Source organism: uncultured Roseobacter sp. (assembly GCF_947495275.1).
Classification (GTDB): domain Bacteria; phylum Pseudomonadota; class Alphaproteobacteria; order Rhodobacterales; family Rhodobacteraceae; genus Roseobacter.
Window position 1 is genome coordinate 104,709 of sequence record NZ_CANLYL010000011.1, and the last position, 17,071, is coordinate 121,779.

The 17,071-nt window shown below is 56.8% G+C and carries 20 protein-coding genes; 7 read left to right on the forward strand and 13 right to left on the reverse strand.

The window, feature by feature from the left end:
* The first annotated feature begins 6 nt into the window (after positions 1-6).
* From virB11 to Q0802_RS18640, 3 genes are read left to right on the forward strand one after another with little or no spacing between them, the layout of a single operon-like run.
* The gene (virB11, locus tag Q0802_RS18630; protein WP_298921072.1) at positions 7-1,059 is read left to right on the forward strand and encodes a P-type DNA transfer ATPase VirB11; all 1,053 of its coding nucleotides are present in this window, start codon (positions 7-9) and stop codon (positions 1,057-1,059) included.
* Complete coding sequence (locus Q0802_RS18635; protein ID WP_298921073.1) at positions 1,056-3,167, forward strand: type IV secretory system conjugative DNA transfer family protein; 2,112 nt, start codon at positions 1,056-1,058, stop codon at positions 3,165-3,167. Before virB11 ends, Q0802_RS18635 begins: the two co-directional genes overlap by 4 nt.
* A 13-nt stretch (positions 3,168-3,180) precedes the next feature.
* On the forward strand, positions 3,181-4,806 hold the full coding sequence (locus Q0802_RS18640; protein WP_298921074.1) for an LPD7 domain-containing protein: 1,626 nt from the start codon (positions 3,181-3,183) through the stop codon (positions 4,804-4,806).
* 121 nt (positions 4,807-4,927) lie between these two features.
* On the opposite strand, the gene Q0802_RS18645 is transcribed toward Q0802_RS18640, so the two are convergent.
* Positions 4,928-5,380 carry an Lrp/AsnC family transcriptional regulator gene (locus Q0802_RS18645; protein WP_298921076.1) on the reverse strand — a complete coding sequence of 151 codons (453 nt, stop codon included), beginning with the start codon at positions 5,378-5,380 and terminating at the stop codon, positions 4,928-4,930.
* 114 nt (positions 5,381-5,494) lie between these two features.
* On the opposite strand from Q0802_RS18645, the gene Q0802_RS18650 reads away from it, so the two are divergent.
* The 4 genes from Q0802_RS18650 to Q0802_RS18665 all read left to right on the forward strand — a co-directional run bounded on the left by Q0802_RS18650 (position 5,495) and on the right by Q0802_RS18665 (position 7,501).
* Positions 5,495-6,163, forward strand: a complete 669-nt coding sequence (locus Q0802_RS18650; protein ID WP_298921078.1) for an AzlC family ABC transporter permease — start codon at positions 5,495-5,497, stop codon at positions 6,161-6,163.
* Between the two features lie 14 nt (positions 6,164-6,177).
* Positions 6,178-6,456: an AzlD domain-containing protein gene (locus Q0802_RS18655; protein ID WP_298921170.1), complete on the forward strand. Its 279-nt coding sequence runs from the start codon at positions 6,178-6,180 to the stop codon at positions 6,454-6,456.
* 165 nt (positions 6,457-6,621) lie between these two features.
* Complete coding sequence (locus Q0802_RS18660) at positions 6,622-6,969, forward strand: hypothetical protein (protein WP_298921080.1); 348 nt, start codon at positions 6,622-6,624, stop codon at positions 6,967-6,969.
* Between the two features lie 166 nt (positions 6,970-7,135).
* Complete coding sequence (locus Q0802_RS18665) at positions 7,136-7,501, forward strand: hypothetical protein (protein ID WP_298921082.1); 366 nt, start codon at positions 7,136-7,138, stop codon at positions 7,499-7,501.
* A 109-nt stretch (positions 7,502-7,610) separates the two neighbouring features.
* Here Q0802_RS18665 and Q0802_RS18670 read toward each other — a convergent pair whose 3' ends face one another.
* The 12 genes from Q0802_RS18670 to Q0802_RS18725 all read right to left on the reverse strand — a co-directional run bounded on the left by Q0802_RS18670 (position 7,611) and on the right by Q0802_RS18725 (position 17,035).
* Positions 7,611-8,417: a hypothetical protein gene (locus Q0802_RS18670; RefSeq protein ID WP_298921084.1), complete on the reverse strand. Its 807-nt coding sequence runs from the start codon at positions 8,415-8,417 to the stop codon at positions 7,611-7,613.
* Positions 8,418-8,780: a hypothetical protein gene (locus Q0802_RS18675; protein WP_298921085.1), complete on the reverse strand. Its 363-nt coding sequence runs from the start codon at positions 8,778-8,780 to the stop codon at positions 8,418-8,420.
* Between the two features lie 49 nt (positions 8,781-8,829).
* Complete coding sequence (locus tag Q0802_RS18680) at positions 8,830-10,068, reverse strand: relaxase/mobilization nuclease domain-containing protein (RefSeq protein WP_298921088.1); 1,239 nt, start codon at positions 10,066-10,068, stop codon at positions 8,830-8,832.
* Complete coding sequence (locus Q0802_RS18685; RefSeq protein WP_298921090.1) at positions 10,061-10,588, reverse strand: MobC family plasmid mobilization relaxosome protein; 528 nt, start codon at positions 10,586-10,588, stop codon at positions 10,061-10,063. The genes Q0802_RS18680 and Q0802_RS18685 overlap by 8 nt, the downstream gene beginning before the upstream one ends.
* Before the next feature lie 355 nt (positions 10,589-10,943).
* Positions 10,944-11,918, reverse strand: a complete 975-nt coding sequence (locus Q0802_RS18690; protein WP_298921092.1) for a ParB/RepB/Spo0J family partition protein — start codon at positions 11,916-11,918, stop codon at positions 10,944-10,946.
* Complete coding sequence (locus Q0802_RS18695; RefSeq protein WP_298921095.1) at positions 11,887-12,660, reverse strand: ParA family protein; 774 nt, start codon at positions 12,658-12,660, stop codon at positions 11,887-11,889. The genes Q0802_RS18690 and Q0802_RS18695 overlap by 32 nt, the downstream gene beginning before the upstream one ends.
* A 388-nt stretch (positions 12,661-13,048) precedes the next feature.
* Positions 13,049-13,423: a type II toxin-antitoxin system RelE/ParE family toxin gene (locus Q0802_RS18700; protein ID WP_298921098.1), complete on the reverse strand. Its 375-nt coding sequence runs from the start codon at positions 13,421-13,423 to the stop codon at positions 13,049-13,051.
* A complete protein-coding gene (locus tag Q0802_RS18705) occupies positions 13,413-13,682 on the reverse strand; it encodes a type II toxin-antitoxin system ParD family antitoxin (RefSeq protein ID WP_298921100.1) in 270 nt (89 codons plus the stop codon). The genes Q0802_RS18700 and Q0802_RS18705 overlap by 11 nt, the downstream gene beginning before the upstream one ends.
* A 110-nt stretch (positions 13,683-13,792) precedes the next feature.
* The gene (locus Q0802_RS18710; protein WP_298921102.1) at positions 13,793-14,311 is read right to left on the reverse strand and encodes a hypothetical protein; all 519 of its coding nucleotides are present in this window, start codon (positions 14,309-14,311) and stop codon (positions 13,793-13,795) included.
* Between the two features lie 9 nt (positions 14,312-14,320).
* Complete coding sequence (locus Q0802_RS18715) at positions 14,321-14,755, reverse strand: type II toxin-antitoxin system PemK/MazF family toxin (RefSeq protein WP_298921104.1); 435 nt, start codon at positions 14,753-14,755, stop codon at positions 14,321-14,323.
* Complete coding sequence (locus Q0802_RS18720) at positions 14,748-14,990, reverse strand: type II toxin-antitoxin system Phd/YefM family antitoxin (RefSeq protein ID WP_298921106.1); 243 nt, start codon at positions 14,988-14,990, stop codon at positions 14,748-14,750. The genes Q0802_RS18715 and Q0802_RS18720 overlap by 8 nt, the downstream gene beginning before the upstream one ends.
* A 122-nt stretch (positions 14,991-15,112) precedes the next feature.
* The gene (locus tag Q0802_RS18725; protein WP_298921109.1) at positions 15,113-17,035 is read right to left on the reverse strand and encodes a ParB/RepB/Spo0J family partition protein; all 1,923 of its coding nucleotides are present in this window, start codon (positions 17,033-17,035) and stop codon (positions 15,113-15,115) included.
* Positions 17,036-17,071: the final 36 nt, after the last annotated feature.

Sequence of the window (17,071 nt, forward strand, 5' to 3'; positions counted from 1 at the left end):
TCCCGCATGCCCGATGGAAATTTACCGCCGCTTGACGCTCACCAAGCCCTGAATCTGGCGCCTGCCGGCCTGGTTTCCTTTCTGGCACCCATCCAACATCATCTCGAGCGGCCGGAGGTGATCGAGCTTTGCATCAACCGGCCGCAGGAACTGTTCATCGAAAGCTATGAAGGTTGGACGAGAGAGAGCCTTGAGGCGCTCACGTTCGGCCATCTCAGCAGTTTTGCGACGACGGTCGCGACTTACACCAGGCAATCGATTTCACCGACAAAGCCGATCCTCTCCGGATCGCTCCCGGGCGGTGAACGGATCCAGATCGTCATCCCGCCCGCGGTGCCCGAGGGCACGATCAGCATCACCATCCGCAAACCCTCGGACCGCGCCTTCACGCTGGAGGATTATGAGGCGTCGGGTATGTTCGAAGATATCCTGCCGGAAACCGGCGCGCTGTCAGCAACGGATCAGGACCTGCTCGATCTGCACGCGACGAGATCGTGGAAAGCGTTTCTCCGAAACGCGGTCTTGACCAGGAAAAACATTCTCGTTTCCGGCGCCACCGGATCGGGCAAGACCACCTTCGCCAAAGCCCTGATCCGCGAAATCCCAGATTGCGAACGCATTCTCACTATCGAGGACACGCTGGAACTGGTCATCCCCCAGCCCAATCACGTGCGACTGATCTATTCTAAGGACGGACAGGGACAGGCGAAGCTTTCGGCCAGGCAACTACTGGAAAGCGCGTTACGGATGCGGCCAGACCGCATCCTGTTGCAGGAGCTGCGCGATGCTTCGGCCTTTTACTACCTGCGCAACGTCAATACCGGGCATTCGGGCTCGATCACCACCATCCATGCGGACAGCGCCCTCCTTGCTTTCGAACAGCTCGCCCTCCTGGTCAAGGAAAGCGAAGCGGGGCGTGATCTGAAGCGCGCTGAAATCAAGGAGATGCTCTTCCAGATGGTCGATGTGGTCGTGCAGGTCAAACGCAGCGAGGGGCGGTTTCGCATTACGGAAATCTATTTCGACCCGCACCGGAAGCTCAGCGGGGGCACCCCGTGATCCTTGAAAAATGGCCAGACCTCTCGCCCGCGGCCAGGGGAAGCTTTCTTGGCTTCTGCGGGCTTCTTTCCGTTGGCGGCGGGTTGGCGCTTTCCGGATTTGTTGCGGCCCGTGGCCTGAATCTCGGCTTTGATCCAATGAGCGATCTGCTTCTCTGGCCGAGGCTTGCCCTATCCGACGCTACAGGCGCCGAGACCGCCAAATGGATCAAGCTGGGCGGCTATGCGGGTCTCACCCCTGCCCTGCTCATCGCGCTGGCCTTTCTGACCAACAAGCCTAAAGGCGATCTGCATGGCAAAGCCCGGTTCGCTGTAGAGCGGGACATCAAAGTGGCAGGCCTGCGCTCCCGACAGGGACTGATCGCCGGATTCACTGGCCCCCTGGCCTCGCGCCACTACGGCAAGCTCGTCGACAGGATGGGGCGCCCCGTCGAAGACGGTGGGACGGTTAAAATCGCCCCCAGTGGCCACCTCACACAAAAGAACCTGCTGAGTTATGGCGGGCCGGAACACATGCTCCTCTACGCCCCCACAAGATCGGGCAAAGGTGTCGGCGTCGTGGTGCCCAACCTGCTGAACTGGCCGGGCTCCGCCGTCATCCTCGACATCAAGAAAGAGAACTGGACCCTGACGGCGGGGTTTCGCAAGCGCGGCGGCCAGGAGGTCTATCTCTTCGATCCACTGGAGCCAAATGGCAAAACCCATCGCTGGAACCCGCTCTCGACCGTGCGCCGGGGCACCGAATTCCAGATCGAGGATCTGCAGCGTCTGGCGGATCTTTTCATCCCGGTGCACTCCAAGGATCCGTTTTTTGATCGTGCCGCGCAGACCGCCTTTGTCGGCGTCGGCGGCTATCTTGCGGAAACCCCGGACCTGCCCTTTACGCTTGGCGAGATATTCCGCCAGCTCACGCTTACCGGCACTGTGGCCAAAACCTTCAAGGAGCGGATCGGTGAGCGCAAGAAAGATGGCCGGCCGCTCTCCTGGCAGACCGAAGCGGCGCTGACGGATTTCATCTCAAAATCGGAAAACACCTTTGAAAGCGTCAAATCGACGATCACCGCCAATCTCGGCCTCTTTGCCAATCCGATGCTGGACCGGGCCACGTCCCACTCGGATTTCGACTTCGCGGATTTGCGCAGGCGGCGCATCTCGATCTATGTGGGCATTACGCCGAATAATCTCGGGCGCCTCGGCCCCCTGCTCAACCTCTTCTTCCAGTCCTGCGTGGATGCAAACATGCAGGAATTGCCCGAGGCCAACCCCGCCCTGAAACACAAAGTGCTCCTTTGCATGGACGAGTTTGCTGCGGTGGGTGAATTGCCTTCCTTCAAGCGCGGGATCGGGTATTTCGCCGGCTATGGCCTCACCGTCCTGACCATCATCCAGACCCCCGCCCAGCTCTCGGACATATACGGCGCCGATGGCGCTGCCGCCTATATGGACAATGCCGGTGTCGAGATCGTCTTCACCCCCAAAAGCCTGAAAGAAGCGCGCAACCTCTCCGAGCGGTTCGGGACACACGCAATGGAAAGTCGCAGCACATCGAAATCAAAGCATCTCATCGACAGCAAGGGTACCACAATCAGCACCAGCGAGCAGAAACGCGCCCTGATGATGCCCCAGGAATTGCTGGCAATGGACCAATCCCAGGCGCTCGTGATCATCGCCGGACACCCGCCAGTAAAGGCCAGCAAACTGCGCTTCTACGCGGAAGAGGTGTTTCTGGAACGCTCGCTGATTCCTCCGCCCGACATTCCCTCCATCGTCAGAGGTGCCACGCAGGACGAGCTGGCCGAGCTGAAAGCCGAGAACAAGCGCCAGCGCGAGGATCTGGCGGCGGTCAGGGAAGAACTGGCCCGGATTTCCATGCTTGCAGAGGTTCGCGCGGAGAATGTCGCCAACGGCCAGCCCGCCAGTGTTCCGATGACCGACGCGGAAATCGCCAACCCCGAGACCATCATGCCGGAACGTCTGAAGCTCGATCACTCAAGCGCGAGGGCCAAGCTCGAGACCCTCAAGAACTCTGGGAAACTGACGACACGGGATGGCACGCGGGAGTTGCTCTCGGCCATGGGTGTCGAGCTCAGCGCAACGGAGAAAACATGAGAAAGAGGACATGATGTCGGACGCAGATACAATCGTAGAGACCATCGAGCGCATGTTCACGTTGTCCGAGGCGCATTCGGAACGGGTCGAGCAATTTTCGACAGCAGCGGAAGCAGGACGGGCCTTCGCCGAGACGGATGCCAAGATGCGTCCGATTGTGATCGAAAGTTCGGGCAAAGGTGCGCGGAGAATGGCAGGTACGGTGATCATATTGAACGAAGTGCAGAAATCCGTGCCCGCTTTGGCGTCCCTGAACGCCGAACACCGGGATCAGGAATTCTGGAAGGCCTTTCATGCGCGGGAGGCAGAAAAAGGTAAAACAGGTCCTGAAATCACTGGCTCGACCGAAACTTCGCCAAAACCCGATAGTGCCCAAGAGGGTTCCGTCGAACCCGAAGCGCCACAACCAGAAAAGTCGCGCGAAGAACGTTTTGCCCTGCCGCCCAGCTTCGAGGATCGGTTCATTCTGACCCGCGAGTTGGGCCGACAGGACATGTACCGCGCCTTTAACGACATACGCCCCGCAATCTCTGATCGCGGTGACAGCCTGCATACCAAGAACGCCGATCGCAGCACCGCCATGGACATGATCGAACTGGCCGCCCATCGCGGCTGGTCATCCATGAAGGTACGCGGCCCGGAGGATTTCCGCCGCGAGATGTGGATCGAAGCCACAGCCCAGGGAATCCGGGTTCAGGGATATCGGCCCAATGACAAGGATCGGGCCGAAGCGGACCGCCGGGCCGAGCTGATCGGTGAGCGTGTGATCGAGCGCACCGATCAGGGCAACCGCACCAATGGCATGCAACACGGGGGCAAGGGTCAATCCGGGAATCCGGAAAATGGTGCATCGAATGTCGTACCGATGATCGACTATCAGAAAGGCATCGAGGGCAAGATCACCGGCATCGGCACCGCGCCCTATCGGGATCGACAAGGGGCGTCCTCCACGCCCTATGTGGCTCTGGAACTTGCAGATGGGCGATCCCACAAACTCTGGGGCGTGGCATTGCCCGACATGATTGACCGTCATGAGCTCAAAGTTGGCGACAAGGCGACGATCTACGACGATGGCAGGAAGGCAGTCACGGTCAAATCCCGTGACCCTAAAACAGGCGAGGAACGCGAGATTCAGACCTTCCGGCGGGAATGGGTGGCGAGAGATATCGAACGTGCAGCATCCCAGGAAAAAGACCGTGTTGAGCCGGTCCAGAAGCGCGATGAGCATGTGATCGACACCAGCCACCCGGATCGCATTGAGGATCGATTGAAGCAAAGGGATGCTGCTGGCGACCCGCGGCTGCGCGGTGCTGCCAGTATCCTGGCCAAGCTCGATGCCGAGATGCGTGCGGCCGGTGTCCCGGAGAAAGACCGCGCAACGGTGCGTGATCTTGCCGCCAGCGAGCTTGCCAAGGGCATCCGCGAAGGCCGGCAATATGATGTTCAGAAACTGCCCAATGTGAGCATTACGCAGCAGATGGCGGCAAAGTCGCTGAGCCCGAAAGAAGTCTCCCGGATTATCGAACAGGCCAGGGTTAAGAATGTGTCTGGGCGCCAAGCCTCATCGAAAGGGAACGGTGAAATGGCCGCGAAGGACCGAGAAAGATCGTCGCAAACAGATCATGGTCGAGAAAGGTGAGTTGAAGCGCAACGCTTCGGTGGCCGCTTATGCGGCCATTGGTATGATCCGCAGAGAATTCACCGTTGGGAGCCCACTTCGACCAATGCTGCGCTGCGAACGAGTGTCAGCTTTGCGGAGCTTATAGTGGTAATTCCAAGGTCGCTTTTTCTGTTGATATAACAATCGACGTGCGAAACTTTCGGACATTCTTATCGGCAAAGAAGAAACGATGTGTGAACTCTTCGTAGTCCGCTATATCCATTGCGACGACCACCATCATAAAATCTGCATCCCCTGCGATACAGTAGAAATTCGTAACTTGCCGGTCCTGCCGTGCCTTTCTCTTGAACGCATCAATCTGGTCTAGCCGATCGCGTTCCAACTCCACCGCCACAACCGCTGTTATACCAAACCCGAGTCTCTTCTGGTCCAGAACTGCGACCTCTTTTTGTATAACGCCGCTCTCTCTTAGGGCTTTCAAACGTCGCTGCACGGATGCTGTTGATGAACCAATGTGCTCTGCCATGTCATGTATAGACGTCTTGGCGTTTTGTTGCAGAATGGCGAGTAGTTTGCGGTCATTGGAATCCATGATCAATATACCTCAATTATGGTCATTATTTGATAGAGTGCCGTCATAAAATATAAGTATCAATGGTATCCCCGATCATATTGCCGACCTACGTTGGCGTGTATGAAACAAGGTATGATCGCAATTCTTCCGCTTGCTGCTGGCGCCACCCTATACGGATTTGCCTTCGGGTTACTGGCTGCCCAAGTTGGTTTTCCGTGGTGGAGCGTTGCTCTAATGAGTAGTTTTGTTCACGCCGGTTCCTCGCAAATCGTTGCGGTCGAACAGTTTGCGGGAAGTTCTGCCGTGCTTGGAGCTGCACTAGCAGGTGCAGCTTTGAACCTTCGTTACATCGGTATTGTGGCCTCCCTTTCTGACGTGCTGAACGGCCTATCTCTACGGATGAAACTGCTGACAATTCACATCACTGGCGATGAAAACTGGGCTTTGACGATGGCAGAACGGGCCAAAAATCCTGCTATTGGAACGCCGTTTCTGATTGGCTCAGGGCTTGTTATGATCAGTGTATGGACGAGTTCAACCACACTTGGGGCCGTGGTCGGATCGGCGTTGCCAAATCTCGAACAGTTCGGACTTGGTTTCGCATTCACTGCTGCATTTATTGCTATGGCAAGAGGCTTATGGCGCGGCCCTGCAAACTTGCTTCCATGGGGCGTCAGTTTCGCCGTCACAATCGGATTTGTTCTTCTGGGAACGTCAAAGGCATACGCGATTGTGGCGGGCACAGTCTGTGGGGTTGCCACAATCTACCTCATTAAAAATAGAAGAAAGCAAATCGCATGACCTTCCCGTTTTGGATGCTGATAGCCGTTCTTGCGGTCGCCGCCTTTTCGATCAGGGTACTCGGATTGGTTGCGGGCGACGCGATCAGGTCTTCACGGTATTCTTGGATACTCGATGATTTGCCGGGGCTTATCGTCGTTTCTCTTGTCGCGTCCTCGCTAGCAGGACAATCCATTGGAACGTGGGTAGCTGCTGCTGTGGCATTATTTGTCGCTTACCTGACAAACCACGTAATTTGGACAATGTGTATCGGCGTTGCTGCCTATGCTCTATTGGTTTGGTTCGGAGCTTAAGATCAAGACAAGCGGCCATTCAAGATTGAGAAGCCAATAGCAGCAAAGTCCCGCGCATCCGTCATATGAGTGAAATCGTCAGATGGCTGCTCTGAGCCCGTAGTGACCAATGAGTTAACTGATTGACCGTTGCAACTCACGCAACCTGCCTGCAGAATTCGTGGCATGAATGACGCTCGACCCAAACTCAATATTGATAGGCTCAGGGAAATTGGGTGGTCACTATGGGACCCGATCGGATTGAGCGATATGTTGGGTGAATGGAGAGGTCAGCCCCATGAAGACGAATATGACACATACCTAGTCAGAACGGCGGGAATGCTTAGAAAACAACGTCCGGCAAGTGAAGTTATTGACGATCTTTTCTTCATTGAAACCGAACACATGGGATTAGGTGCTGTGCCGAACGAAGAGAAGCTGCGCGAGAGACTTTTGGAACTAGTGCGGGCGATTTCCGATGATCCGTCAATTTGGAGCGATGGCTTTACAGTTGATCTGAACCTTTCAAATTGAACGGCAGCAAAAGTTGGCAGATCTGACTCTCACAGAAGCAAATAGTTGGAGCGGATGATGTGGCGCGATGCCAATGTCCGCATCGAGACCTGATTTCAGGTTCGCCCCAAACCTAATTCGTTGTAGGTGTCAGAAACTTCTTGAATGGACAGAGCGAGAATACCAAATGGACCTGATCTGTAAGAATGAGGCAGTTCCACGACAATTCGTTGGTGATAATTCATTCCGTGACACAGAAATTGAAAAAATCGAAATATGCCGGGTGAACTGTAGTGTTGCCTTGGATGTAGATTTTAGGATGCGCCAGAATTCAGATTGGGCAAGGGTACGACTTCGGTTTGAAGAATGCATCTTTTATTCACTCTACTCGACGGAGCGCGACTCCTACGTAGTCGAAAACCTCAAGTTTTTCATCACAGATGAAGGACACTTTTACGCTTCTTTCGATCCTTACGGGGAAGAGGAAATTGTCTCGGATCGCGATAATGATGTCATCCATGCAAAGAAAATAAACGCCTATCAAGTGACTTGACTGCCAACTGGTGGGTATCTTCAAAGCGCTTAACTTTACAAGGTTCAATACGCTCGGCTCTGGGGCCAAGGCGAGTGTCAGCTTCGCCCGCTTGGAGTCCAAACAAACACTACCGCCTAGCTGCCTTCAGGACATTTGCGTGAATGGTCTTTTCGAAATCCACCGTGCCGGCGCGCATAAGATTTTCCAGCATTTTCGGAACCCGCTCCTGGCGCCCAAGTAGAATCATGGCTGTTGCCGCGAACATTGTGTGTATTTTTCCGCCCGCGGTTCCACCTGTACGACTATCATAGCAGTCCGCTACGGCCTCAATAGAACCATATCGGCCAATCGCTCCTGTAATGTTGTCCCTGAGCATTCCGGACAGTCTCTGACAAGTTTCGTTATTTATTTCCTCGACCGCCAATCGAAGGTCGCCGAGTTCTCTTTGCACCCAATTACCTTTCGCGTCCAAGTCAAAGACAACACTAAAAAAATGACAAAGGCTTGGTGTTTGCGGCAGGTGTTCATAATCATCAAAGCCCGCCAATTTGCTCCAACCGCAAACCTTATCGATCTGTTTGGAGAACAGGCCAAGGTCAGCCTCCACGATAAGGGTGTCATCCAGAATGATTACGCGGACGTGAACCAGATCGATCCAATCTTCACCACGCGTCTTTCTCCAGCGCCCCATGCCTTCGTTTTTGAAGCCTATCGCGACCAATGTGGAACGAATGACGCGTTCCAACTTTCGTTTTTTAGACTTGTGCAAAAATCTTTTCCAAATGCCAAAAAAGGTTTTGCCGAACCGCAGCCAACCGAACTTGCCTGAAAGCATCCTTTGTAGCAAGACTGCTATGCAATGTCGGCTTTGTCCGCGTTGTGTGAATTTGTCAGCACTATCGCGAATGGCGGCAACGGCGCGAATTTCGTGCAATCATCTCAGCCATCCCGCCTGATGATCCAGATGCAATGTCCCGCCATCAGTCATCTCAATACGAGGGGCACGCTCGGGTGCACCGCCCTGCTCCGGCTCTGAGGGATATTGGTCGAGAACGCGATCGTAGTCCTGCGCTGCCGCAGTCGCTTCTTGCCGTATCCGCGCCGAAGACTGGTTGAGGCAATTCAGATAGTCTTCAACGTCAGAGAAGTAACCTCGATATGCTGATCGGATTTCACCCGCCTCGTATCCTGCGTCAGCCAGATAACCTGCATCCGGGCGAACGGGCTCGATACAGGCCTCTTGCGCCACTGAATCCGAGGCGGTGAGCATAGCAATCACCAAAGTCAGGCGCCTCATTTCTCATCTCCTTTCCCGGTTCTCGCAAAACGGTTTGCGCCGAGACATTTCACCGCTCTCTGCCTGGCCCCTTGTCGGGATCCGGCACATCCTTTTCTGCACCTTGTTCACGTGCAGAGGTGTGATCTTCAGATCGCACCTGACCTAGTCTGCTGCGAACCTCGGTTTGTTCAACCGTGACCTCCCGCGCCAAGGCCGCCCGTTCTGTCGTGACGTCGGTCAGACCTGCTGCGAAGCACTCCGTGGCGCGGGCAAGCGCGCGGTCTTCCGGATCGGGTGATTGCGCCAGGATCACCGCGGCCGTCGAATAGGTGGTCATCACGCGATTTCGGCGGGCGACGATAGCCCTATCCCAGGGTCGATCCGAAAGTTGACCGCCGTGATCCGACACGTCGCGACGCACTTCGCGTTGTTTGGCCTTGTCGACGGCAACCGCCTCACCGCGCTGGCGGATCTTGTAGACCGGCGTCCGCTCTCCCCTGCGGGTAACACCGCGCGCGGATCGCGGTGTGGATTCCGCCTCGATGCCGCGCTGACGCAATTTTGCGGCAAACGTATCGCGCAGGTGCTGCAGGTCAGCCTTGCGCAGATTGAGTTTCACGCCGTCATTTCCAACGGTGCGCACGGTCAGGTGAACATGCGGATGTTTCGCATCGGTGTGCAACGCCATGACATAGTCATGCCGCCCGCCAAACTCCTGCTGCGCCAGGGCAAGCACAGCATCTTTCACGGCTGCAGCATTGGTGTTGCCTGGCATCGAGAAGACGATGCCGGTGGTGATCCGGGTGCGGTCTGATGCCAGCCCGTTGGCGCGATCCTCGTCGTGGCTCTGCATCCACTCGGCACAAAGTGCTGCCGTCGCAGCTTTGCCGGTCAGCACGTCGCCAAGACCGGTCTCCAGCGCGAGCTTGCCATTGCGGCTGATGTAGTCGAGATGCGCAGCCACACGCGCGCCTTCGGTCTTGCGGTTGACCCGGATCGGATTGCCATGCTTGTCCATCTTGGCGGGTTTCGACACTTTCACCATGACCTCGGGCACGCCGCGTACTACGCGGGCCAGCCGTGCCTTGTCTGTGGTGCTGATCGATGCAGACTGGGTGTCCGATCGCCCTGCCCCATTCGATGAAGAACCGCCCGCGGATTGCTTTCCGGGGCTGGCATCGCCCTCCTCGCTCTGGTCCGTCTTACCTGTCGAAAAACCCCCCGATGCTGGCGAACGAACCGACCGACCGCCATTGGGATTGGACCAGCAATCCTCAAAACCCAGCTCGGATTTGAAATCACTCACTGCTTGCATCCTCTCCAATCTGGAACGTGAACCGCCCACCAGCATATTTCGCGAGCTCTGTTCTCAACGCCTGCACCTCTCGGCGCATGGCCTGCAGTTCTTCCTTGGTCGGCGCGTAGTTGTCGCCGGTGAACACACCCCGGTTCATGACCGTGGCCATCTGGTTGAGATTGGTTGCCATGCCGCGCAGCTGACGAAACGCCGCCTGGATGATCTTGCGCTCGCCTGCCACCGGCTGGGGTGCCGATCTGACGCGCGCCGTCAGAAGACGGGACGCCCAGGTCGAGACCGGCACATGCTGTGTCTTCGCTTCACGCTCCAGCGCCTGGCGCACCTCCTGACCAAGCCGGGCCGTCACCTTGCCCTCCCGGCGGGCTTTGGTTGGCTTCGGCAAGTTGCCATCTTCCGAGCCCACGACCGTTTCAATCATCACTCTCACAAAAGAAGAATCCGACAGGCCTTCCCGTTCTGCAACGGCGCGTAAGCGGTCTGCAAGCTCGGGAGGGATGTAGGTTTTCACCAGCTTCTTCCTTTGGCTCATTCAATCAATGGTCCCATATGCTGGCGCTTCGCCTATCCTGCATTAGTCTCTTTCTTCTTCGGTTTTGTGCTCCGGGAGCACATGTCTTCACTTCGGCCGTTTTGCCCAGGGGCGCTTTTGTCTTCGGGACTTTCTTCTTCTGAGAGGTCAAAACAGGATCAGTTACCCACACCCCCTTCGCTCCGATATGTGATGTCTCCGCTCCGGGGGCGCAGGGTCGGGCGATTTTCTCCTGAAGTCGAAAATCCCCTGACTGGATAACGGATCCTGTTTTGACGTCTGCTTTGCAGGCGTTGTTTCCGGAACGGGAACGCTGCCGGAGCACAACTTCACCTCACGCGTCGATGACGTCGACCAGCTCGATTTCGGACAGGGGAATTTCTTCCAGCCGCGCGCCACTATCGAAACTGACCAAGAGGGCCTTGTTTGAGTTGGCCCTGCGGTCGGTCAGAATTCTGCCGATGTCACCCCGATGCCGACAAAGAATGGCGACAGGACCAGTTTGGGAACGAGTCATTTCCGACTGTTGATCAGGAGCAGTCTCATCGGAAGCCGGCGACGGCATGGTTGGCCTGGCGACGATCTGTTCCGGCTGATCCGTGTTGTTTTTTGAAGGTGCGCCCCGTCCCGCATCAATCTCGGATCGCAGGGCCGCGACGGTGACACGCGAGATATCCTCTGCCAGTGTATTGGACAGAAACTTGCGCACGGCGCCTTCGTCCTTCTTCCACAGCGAGCCGAGATCGGATACTGCGAGAACAGGCGCATTCGCGCGGGCCAGCGCCTGCAATTCATCCGGCATTTTTGCGATACTTGCGTATCTGGAAACCGCAGATTCACTCCACCCCAGGGCCTTGGCGATCTCTGGCCGTTTCTTGCCATCGGCGCGCATTTGCCCCACGGCCTGCGCGACCTCCATCGTGGTCAGATCGGCGCGCTGCACATTTTCGGTAAGCTGAATGGCGCGTAACTCAGCTGTCACCTCGCGCACAATTGCCGGAACGTGCGTCAGCCCGGCCAGTTGTGCCGCCCGCCAGCGGCGCTCGCCCATGATGATGAGATGCTTGCCGTCGGCATTCTGCGGTCGCACCGTGATCGGCTGCAACACGCCCTGCGCCGCGATGCTGTCGCTCAGCGACTTGAGCTTGTCTTCGTCGAATACCCGTCGCGGCTGATCCGGGTCGGGGGCAATTTCGGAGAGATCAATCTCCAGGTATCCACCCTCGGCGACTTGCTTACCGTTGGAAAACTTGTTCAGCTTTCCCGAGGCGGCCAATCTATCCAGCGTGTCTGTGAGGCTGCGCGCCATGGTCTGTTTCTCCCGTTATTTTTGCATAGAACCAGTCAAAGAACGCACCGAATTCCGCCGCCGCTTCCCGGCCGCTGCGCGTCTTGATCTGCGTGAGCGACACGCCCGCATCCTGGGCCTGCACATAGGCCGTGCGGTTGCGGATCGCATGCGGCACAAGCAGACGTTCGAACGCCTCGGCGACGGTGACAAGCGCGTCGCGCTCCACCTGCTTCACCGCGTCAAATCGCGAGGGCAGTAACCCCAGAAGCTCCAATGCCGGATTGTGTTCCTGGGCCGCGATGAAGGCCTCCAGCACGCCTTCGATGCCATCGAGCGAAAACCGCTTCAGCTCGATCGGCACCAGCAGATAGTCCGATCCGAGAAGCGCGCCATAAACCACCTCTGAAAAACTGGGCGGCGCGTCGATCACGCAGAAATCGGCGCCATGGCTGTAAACCAGGCCGTTGCGCACGTTGAGCAGAACATCATCAGAGTTCTGGGCCAGAAGATCCTTGTGACCGGACAGGATGCCGATATCACCGACGCTCAGATCGGCCTCGATGGGCGCCCCATTGGTCACCAGATCAAGGGCACTGCCCAGGTCCTTGTCGGTTTCAAACGATCCGGTAAAGTTCCGCTGGCTGTCGAGATCGACACCGATCACCGAATGGCCCCTGTCCGCCAGCGCATAGACTATCTGGCTGGCAATCGTCGTCTTCCCGACCCCGCCCTTGTTGTTGGCAATGATGACTTTCTTCATTGCTCGCTCACCCTGTGACGCGGGCATAATGCACACCTGTTCGACACCTGCTCGAATTCCCTGCCTGTTTGAATGATCTGCCCGGAGAAGAAGGTTGCGCGAACCACTCTCTCAGGTTGTGTTCTGAGTGCCGTATTCGTCTCGGCGCCGCAACTGGAAACTGCTTCGATTCAATGCATTGACCGAAATTCGCTGAAGGGTGGGAGAGGTTTGTCAGCAGACACTATCGGGCGTGGCGCGCGGCAAGGTCCTGGCGCCCCAGCGGAGCGCCAGTCTCTGTCGGTCGGGGCAGAGTCCCGACCGACAGAGACACCAAAAACCGGCCCTGGGTTGACCGCTGCTTCGAGAAAACAACAGCAGGCTATCGCTCGCTTTGGTACGGATTAATTCAGGTGGTTTGCTGCCTGAGATGATCGGTCGACGACAAAAGACGCAAAAGCATGTGCCGCTGATGGTCCTGCCCGCCGAAAAAGATGGCCAGAACCCGAACAAGCTGTTCGCTGTCATCCACATCGAAATAAGATACGGCGCGGCCCTTGGTGACGCTGCGCACCCCGTCGGAAAAATCCGGGTGACACTTGCCCTGATGTGGCACGTCACCCAAGGCTGCCATCGCGTCTTCGATCTCGAGAATCCGCGTTGAAGCACGCTCAAAAGCGGTGGCCTCGTCCTCGCCAAATCCAAGCGCAGCCTCAAAGAGAAAATCGAATATGGCCTCAAAATCGCGGTCCGATTGCTCGGAGCGCTCGACCCTATAGGCCATGCCGGGATTTCTTGCGCGCCAGCATGGCACGCGTTTTTGCCCGGCTTTCACCCATATCTACAAACGGCCCGTCTCGCCGTTCCTGAATGAGCGCACGCAGCGCCTCGGTTTCGAGCTCTTTCGCTTCGGTCTGTTCTCGCAGCAACTCAAGCCCCTGCTGCAGCACCGCACTCAGGCTTGGATACCGGCCCTGCCCCACGAGATCGCGGGCAAAGGCGTCCTGCGTTTCCGTCAGAGAAATGGATGCTTTGACACTCATGGCGGGCCTCCTATTTTGTGTGGAATGTATGCTACTCAGTAGCATTTTACAGGCTGGCCACCTGCTTTAGCATGAACTCTGTGCTCAAATCACCTGTGGGGCGCGAGATTTCACTCCCGCGATTTTGCCAGAACGCCATACTCGCGGATTGCGGCGATCGTGGTGGGTGTCCGGCGTGACAGTTCGACCCCATCGCCGGACATCATCGCTTCGACGAACTCGGTTTTCTTCAGCACAGCCCCGTCGGATTCAACGTAAGTCATGTCGCCATCCCGTTCATGGGCGACGGAGCCATCGGATTTGATCCGCACCCAGACCCCACCCACCTGCACCGAGATCAGACCGTCCTCGACCACGATCCCTTCCCAGCTGATACCGGGATCACGGCGCAGCACGATCTTGTCTGGCTGGAATTTGATCTGCACGTCGCGCGGCACGGTCTTATCTGCCGCCTTGACCACGAGGAAGGCTTCCTGTTCTTCTGGATTAGTATGGATCGAGGCGTTGCCGTTCTTCGGCGGCCAGACCTTGGCCTCTACGCGTTGGTTTCCCTGCCTGTCCCGGTGAAACCCGATATAAAGCTGGGCCGACCGCCACGTCCGTCGCACGGAATTGATAATCTCAGACATCTACTGTGTTTACCCATATTCGTTGCGGCGCACCGCCAGAGATTTTCTGGCCTTGATCGCGGCAATCTTTACGGACTGAATTTGCTTGGTGAAGGTGGCGCTGAACGATCCCAGGCGACCTGTGGCCTCAAAATAGTAGGACTGTGACGGGATATCTACGTTGTGCTCATCAGCAACCACCCAAAGTCTGAGGTTAACATCCAGACCCGCCCGTTTCTTTTCGATTTCAGGCACCTCAATTGCAAATGGGTTTTTACTTTGAGGCTGTGATGTGATCGGCACCAGTATTACTTCTATCTGACCCTCAACGGTTTGGGTCAACAGAGCCAATACACATGGCCTGTTCTTGCGGCCTTCAGTCTCGCCGCGTTGCTCTTCCCGTTTCCATAAATACGGAAACCGCCAGACGTCACCCAGCTTTGGAACATCAGCGCTATCAGTCATTGTCGATGCTTTCCTGAAGCGCATCGATCATTGCTTCGGCTTCCGCATCGCTCAGATCAGAGACATGAACCGATTTGCGGGTGTCCATTCCATGTTGCAACCGTTCAAACTGCTCCGTACTCAGGACAACGAAGCGGGCTTTTCCGTGCCGGGCAATCGCGACTGGTCGCTGCGCGGCAGCGGCAAGAACATCCCCGGTCTTATTGGCAAGTTCAGTCGATGAAAACTGTCGCACATTACTCTCCTTAGCTATTTTATATATATTAGCTAATTAACCGAAATTAGCAAGACTTATGTCGCAAATGCAGAAAAAAGATCGGCCCCGAATAGGGCCGATCCTCCTAGCTTAACAATTTGTCAGAAGCACTCGGGCACCCAAGCGTCGATCCGGGCTTTCTGTTCGGCGGTCACGCCAAGCGCCGTCTGGTGCTCCGGATCATTGAAAAGCTTGTGTAACGCCTCGTTTTTCTCGCCCTTTTTTGACTTGGCAAGGGACTTGCAGGCGGCGCTGTCTGCACTGAGGTCCAGCATTGCCAGATAGAGCGCATCCAACTGCGGGCCTTTCAGGCGCTTGAAGCAATTTTCGGCGGACGGTGTCCAGATCATCCGGATATCCGCGCCGATCTCGGCCTCAATCTCCGCCATGAACTCCGGGTCCTGCATCTTGAAGGCACGTGCGAGGAAGGCCGTGATTTCGCCGTTGCACAGCTTCTTGCCCGCGTCACGGAAGGCCGCGAAGCCGCCAGCTTTCCCCTGCCCCGCCATGATCTGGAGCGCCTCAAAGGCTGTTTCCGCATCCTCGTCACGTTCTCCGCCAAGGCGCGGATCAAGCACAAACTGGTCGTCTATCTCCGGCGTATTGCGCTCGGTCGCATTGTAGCCGAAGCCGAAGAGATCGTTGCCATAACCTGACGCCGGTGACACGGCAAAGGCAAAGAGGCTCAGAAGATAGTCAGGTTTCTCCAGAAGTGCTGTCTGCACCGCCGCCAGACGAATTGCGGTCATGTCCTCCACAAATTTCTGAGAGAAGGCAGGCTTTTCTTTTAGTGCCTTGCCCGCATCACTATGCCTACTATCCTCAATGATGCCCTGTGCTGCGGCCTCGGCCTGATCGTCCTGCCGGACCAGCCCGCGCATGATCTCGACCGATCCGTTGTGCGAGACATGCACCAGAATGCCCGACAGGGATTTTTGCGCATCGCTATACTCGCCCTTGATAATCTCCTGCAGTGCATCTAGTTCCCGCTGGCCGTCCTCGTCCAGCACATCCATTGCCCCGGCAGGTGAATGCCCCGCATTCACTGAGAGGGGGCCATTGGCGAGGTCGGCCAGTTCGTCATAGCGCTCGGTCTGCTCGTCGCTCAGAACACCTTCTATTCTGTAGGTGCGCGCAAACCCGTGGTCGCGCTGCAACTCGTACCAGAATGGATTGCTGTCCTCGGTGGTCATGACCCATGCCCAACCTTCGGCCTCCTGCAATCGGGTTGCCTCATCTTCCAGCTTCTCGGCAAAGAGACGGTCCAGAATGTCGGGGTTGTTAAAGAGCACCTCATCCTCGAACAGGTCCAGTGTGATGCTGCCACCTGAGACCTCGTAAGCCTCCCGCCCAACAAATTTCGCTTTGCGATTATCACCGTCCACGGCATCGGGTTTGAGAGCAGATTTGATCTGGTATTCGTTGAACCAGCCGCGCTTGGCCCGTTCGAGCACCTCGAGGATTTTCTTCTCATCCTCGCTGACGGTCATGGCCTTGGCCTGACCCATGCTGATCTCCCCCGTTTTCAGCGCATCGAGGACCGGATCGGGCAGACCTGCAAGCGCAAGGCGGCGGCGCACATGCGCCTCGGTCACACCAAAAGCCTGACTGATCTTGGCCGTGGAGAGCGCTTTTTCCGCCATCCGGTGATAGGCGCGCACCTCGTCCACCGGGTCGAGTTCCTCCCGAGCGGTGTTTTCCGCGTTGGCCCATTCCTCGGCTATGAGGTCCGACGGTGCCATGCGTACCGGCACCTGCGCCAGATCGGGACGCGCGGCCACGGCGATATTGAGCGCCCGCAGGCGGCGGCCCCCGGCCACGACACCCACCTTGCCGGCCTCGTCGCGCAACCCGGCCAGGTTCTGGATCAACCCACAAGCGACGAGGCTGTCCGCCAGAAGATCAATACCCTCTTCGGCCACGTCCTGACGCGGGTTCAGATCGGAGAGATAGAGGTCTGTGAGAGGGACGTATTCGATCACTTCGGTGGCGGCGGCGGTGTCGATATTGACTTGATTGGTCATAGGGTCATTCCTTGATATTGTGTATTGGGTTTGGTT

Excerpts from the sequence above, each read along its gene's own strand:
- Q0802_RS18690 (WP_298921092.1), bottom strand. The coding sequence starts at position 11,918 with ATGGCGCGCAGCCTCACAGACACGCTGGATAGATTGGCCGCCTCGGGA.
- Q0802_RS18705 (WP_298921100.1), bottom strand. The coding sequence starts at position 13,682 with ATGAGTGTCAAAGCATCCATTTCTCTGACGGAAACGCAGGACGCCTTT.
- Q0802_RS18700 (WP_298921098.1), bottom strand. The coding sequence starts at position 13,423 with ATGGCCTATAGGGTCGAGCGCTCCGAGCAATCGGACCGCGATTTTGAG.
- Q0802_RS18725 (WP_298921109.1), bottom strand. The coding sequence starts at position 17,035 with ATGACCAATCAAGTCAATATCGACACCGCCGCCGCCACCGAAGTGATC.
- Q0802_RS18650 (WP_298921078.1), top strand. The coding sequence starts at position 5,495 with ATGATCGCAATTCTTCCGCTTGCTGCTGGCGCCACCCTATACGGATTT.
- Q0802_RS18660 (WP_298921080.1), top strand. The coding sequence starts at position 6,622 with ATGAATGACGCTCGACCCAAACTCAATATTGATAGGCTCAGGGAAATT.
- Q0802_RS18710 (WP_298921102.1), bottom strand. The coding sequence starts at position 14,311 with ATGTCTGAGATTATCAATTCCGTGCGACGGACGTGGCGGTCGGCCCAG.
- Q0802_RS18665 (WP_298921082.1), top strand. The coding sequence starts at position 7,136 with ATGGACCTGATCTGTAAGAATGAGGCAGTTCCACGACAATTCGTTGGT.
- Q0802_RS18675 (WP_298921085.1), bottom strand. The coding sequence starts at position 8,780 with ATGAGGCGCCTGACTTTGGTGATTGCTATGCTCACCGCCTCGGATTCA.
- Q0802_RS18715 (WP_298921104.1), bottom strand. The coding sequence starts at position 14,755 with ATGACTGATAGCGCTGATGTTCCAAAGCTGGGTGACGTCTGGCGGTTT.
- Q0802_RS18655 (WP_298921170.1), top strand. The coding sequence starts at position 6,178 with ATGCTGATAGCCGTTCTTGCGGTCGCCGCCTTTTCGATCAGGGTACTC.
- Q0802_RS18645 (WP_298921076.1), bottom strand. The coding sequence starts at position 5,380 with ATGGATTCCAATGACCGCAAACTACTCGCCATTCTGCAACAAAACGCC.
- virB11 (WP_298921072.1), top strand. The coding sequence starts at position 7 with ATGCCCGATGGAAATTTACCGCCGCTTGACGCTCACCAAGCCCTGAAT.
- Q0802_RS18640 (WP_298921074.1), top strand. The coding sequence starts at position 3,181 with ATGTCGGACGCAGATACAATCGTAGAGACCATCGAGCGCATGTTCACG.
- Q0802_RS18695 (WP_298921095.1), bottom strand. The coding sequence starts at position 12,660 with ATGAAGAAAGTCATCATTGCCAACAACAAGGGCGGGGTCGGGAAGACG.